Genomic DNA, 3902 nt, shown 5'->3' on the forward strand with positions numbered 1-3902 from the left:
ACAGGAAATCCTGCTCCACGACATCTTCAGCGAATTCTTCCACTACAAAGCTGTCCGGACGCAGATCGAGGGCCTCCTAAGCGGCGAACCGCTCGACCATGCCAGGCTGAAAACCCTGTTCGACGCCGCCGGCTTCGACGCCGAGACGCTGCCCCACCTCGATCTGGATACCGGGCTGCGCGCCTTCGCAGCCGCGTTCGTGGCTGCGGCCGGCGAGGAGTCCGAGTTGCAAGGGATCATCCAGATCGGGCAGTTACAGCAATCGCTGGGCGTGCAACAGAATTTGCTGGCTGAGATGAAGGAGCTGGTCGCGGCGATGAAAGACCGGCCAGTAGGGGTGCAAACGGGGAAGGTAGTAGAGGAGGGGAACGGGCGGCCGATCTATCAGTGGCGGATTGGCAAATACGTCGGCCGGGACGAAATCCATGACGCCGCGAACGTGCTGTCGGGTGACTTCCGCGGGGCGACGCTCCACATCGTCAGCCACTACCTGAACACCCCCGGCGAGCGCTTGTGGGACGAAGAGGCGTTCCGCGAGGCGCTACGGCGCTACCTGGACTGGATGGCGCGGCGCTATGGCCGGCCGCAGTTGCGCGGCGTCGAGAAGAAGGAGCGTGACCTGCCGCCGATCACGCTGGAGAAGGTCTACGTCTCGCTCGGCGCCGTGCCCGACCCCGACCGGCGAGAGGAAATGGGGCAGCGCGGCGGCCGGCGCGCCGCTGAACCGACCGCCCCCGAAGAGGGCCGCGCCGAGCCGGTGGACATGGCCACGCTGCTGCGCGACAACCCGCGGCTGATCATCACCGGCGCGCCCGGCTGCGGCAAGACGACCTACCTCTACGTCATCGCCAGCACGCTGGCCCGCGCCCTCCTGACCGGCCGGACCGCCGAAGCCGAGACGATGCTCGGACTGCCCGCGCCGCTGCCGCTGCCGGTCTACGTCTCGCTGGGCGACTACAACCGCTATCGAACAGGCCGCCACACGTCCGGCGACCCGGAATACGGGACGCTGCTGGCCTATGCGCGCCACGCCTTGATCCGCCAACTGGGTGGGCTGCATCTGCCCCGGGACTTCTTCGAGCGGCTGCTGACGCGCGGCCAGGCGTGCGTTTTCCTGCTGGATGGGCTGGATGAGGTCGTGGAGGAGCGCCACCGCCAGATCGTCAGCGGTGACGTGGAGAACCTGAGCGACATCGGCGACATCGGCCGCATCGTCGTCACCAGCCGCACGCGGGCCTACGTCGGCGAGAGCAAGCTGCCGCCGACCTTCCGCCGCGCCGAAGTCCAGCCGATGACGCCGGAGCAGGTGAACGAACTGGCGGCGCGCTGGTGCGGGGCCGTCTACGACCCCGTGGAAGCTCCGGGCGAGACGGCCCAATTGCAGGCCGAGATCGCCCGGCTGGAGGCCCACCGCCGGACGCGCGGTGAGGAGCGGCGGCTGGCCGACACGCCGCTGCTGGTAACGATCATCGCCATCGTCCACTACAACGACAAGGAACTGCCGGAGCAGCGGGCGGCGCTCTACCGCAGTTGTGTCCACGTCTTGCTGGCCGAGACGCACCACACCAAGGGGGAGGCGCGCCACGAGTTGGAGGATTGGGGCGGCAACGAAGAAGACAAGCGCGAACTGCTGACGCTGCTGGCCTACCACATGATGTCGGCCGGGGAGAAGGCCGGGCGGACGGTGAGCGAGGCGGCGCTCAAGACGTGGCTGCGCCCGCGGGTGGCGCGGCGGCGGGGGGAAGCCGAGGCCGACCAGGCGCTGCGCGACTTCTTGCAGGCCATGGCCGAGCGGGGCAGCCTGCTCAACGAACGGGATCGCGTCTACGAGTTCATCCATCTGACCTTTCAGGAGTATCTCTGCGCCACCTATCTGGCCCACGAACTGACCGACGCGGCGGCCATCGCCCGATTCCTGGTGGACGAGGGGCACGTGGCCGATTCCTGGTGGCGCGAGACGATCCTGCTGACGCCCGGCTATCTGGGCATCGACAACCGCACGGCGGCGCTGAAGCTGATCGACCAACTGAGCGCGCGGCCGGAACGGGATGCGTCCACCCTGGCCGCCGCCGAACTGGCCGCCAGCGCCTATCTGGAACTGAACTTCACTGACCAACCCACCTGTGACGCCCTGGCCGCCCGCCTGGCCGCTCTCCTCACCGACGTAGAGCTAACCGCGACCAACCAACTCCGCGGCCTGGCCGGCGTCGCCCTCGGCCGCCTGGGCGACCCGCGCCCCGGCGTGGGCGTCATCGTTCGAGGCGGCCTGCGCCTGCCCGGCAGTTTCCTACTGCCCGGCATCGTCTGGGGCGAGATTGTACCCGCCGGCGTCTACACCATCGGCGGCGACAAAGACGCCTATGAGTCGGGGCGCCGGCAGGTGACCATCGCCCGGCCGTTTCAACTGGCCCGCTACCCACTGACCTACGCCCAGTTCGACTGTTTCATTCGCGCCGCCGATTTCGCCGACGCGCGCTGGTGGGCCGGTATGCCGGCCGAGGAGGAGGCGTATGGGAGGCACTACGGCCTGCGAGAGTTGAGCGAGGGGGCGTTCCAGTTCGCCAACCACCCGCGCGAGCGCATCAGTTGGTATCAGGCCGTCGCCTTCTGTCGCTGGCTGAGCGATAAGTTGGGCGAGGAGATTGACCTGCCCCACGAATACGAGTGGGAAGTGGCCGCCCGCTATCCCGACGGCCGCTTCTACCCCTGGGGAAACACGTGGGACGCCGCCAGGGCTAACACGAACGAAGGTGCGATCGGCCGCACCTCGGCCGTGGGCATCTTCCCGCAGGGGGTCAGCCCGGCGTTGGCGCTGTACGACCTGGGCGGCAACGTCTGGGAGTGGTGCCGGAACAAGTATGATCATCCGGACGATGACGCCGTTGACGCCAGTGGGGCGCGGCGCGTGGTGCGCGGCGGCTCGTGGGACGGCAATCAGGACCTCGCGCGCGCGGCCGCCCGCGACCACGCCCTTCCTGACTTCCGTGGCAACTATGTCGGCTGTCGGGTGGTGCGCCGGCCCCCATCTCATGCGCTCTGATCACTGGCGGCGCGCGAGCGGTAGCGGAGCGCGCCACTTCGCTGAGCCGAAGGCGAAGCGATCCGTCGATTTTTTGTAGGGCGGTTTTGAAAATCGCCGCAGCCGTGCTCGCCGGGGTCTCCAGACTCGGAGATTTTCAAAATCGCCCTACAGACCATGCGGTTCGGCCGGGGCGATCTTGAAGGCGCTCGAAGAGGTTGGCCCTCTGGAATTCGAGGAGGGCGAGTTGGATGCGCTCTTGGCCGACATTGAGGCAATGCGCGAACTGGACATGACCGAACGCAACTAAGTTTGCAGAGTCCGCATCCTCAGATGCGGACGAGTCAAACCAGCCGTCCGCATCTGAGGATGCGGACTCCACAACCCACCAACAACAAAGGGGCCGGTTCACTACTCAGTGAGCCGGCCCCTTCTTCTCTTTAAATCTGCGCAATCCGCCAAATCTGCGGATTATTAGATCGCCGGCAGTAGTTCCTCCGGCTTCTCCGCCGGCGTCGGGTGGCGCAGGACGATCTCGTCGTTGCCCCCGGCATCCGGGGCCACGTCGATGATCACCGTCTCCCCTTCCTGGAACTCGCCGGCGAGGACGGCGTCGGACAGCTTGTCCTCGACCGTCTGCTGTACCAGGCGGCGCAGCGGGCGCGCGCCGTACTCGGCGTCGTAGCCGTGCTTGGCCAGCCAATCCTTGGCCGGGTCCGTCGCCTCCAGGGTCAGGAAGTGCTCGTCCATCCGCTCGTTCACGTCGCCGATGATGATGTCCACGATCTGGCGGATATCCTCCGGTTGCAACTGGCGGAAGACGATGACACTGTCGAGCCGGTTCAGGAACTCCGGCCGGAAGTTGCGCTTGAGTTGTTCCATC

Annotated in this window: 1 protein-coding gene and 1 pseudogene; one reads left to right on the forward strand and one right to left on the reverse strand. The window is 67.0% G+C overall.

Translation table 11 applies throughout. The features are described from left to right. The coding region (locus tag ACE3UY_RS19695; protein ID WP_374689185.1) for an SUMF1/EgtB/PvdO family nonheme iron enzyme at positions 1–3040 on the forward strand (3040 nt) is incomplete at its 5' end. Positions 3041–3493: 453 nt separating this feature from the next. On the opposite strand, the pseudogene ACE3UY_RS19700 reads toward ACE3UY_RS19695, so the two are convergent. After that, positions 3494–3902, reverse strand: a pseudogene (locus ACE3UY_RS19700) (NDP-hexose 4-ketoreductase); the annotation flags it as partial.

This window comes from Promineifilum sp. (SeqCode) (assembly GCF_041918635.1).
Lineage (GTDB): Bacteria > Chloroflexota > Anaerolineae > Promineifilales > Promineifilaceae > Promineifilum.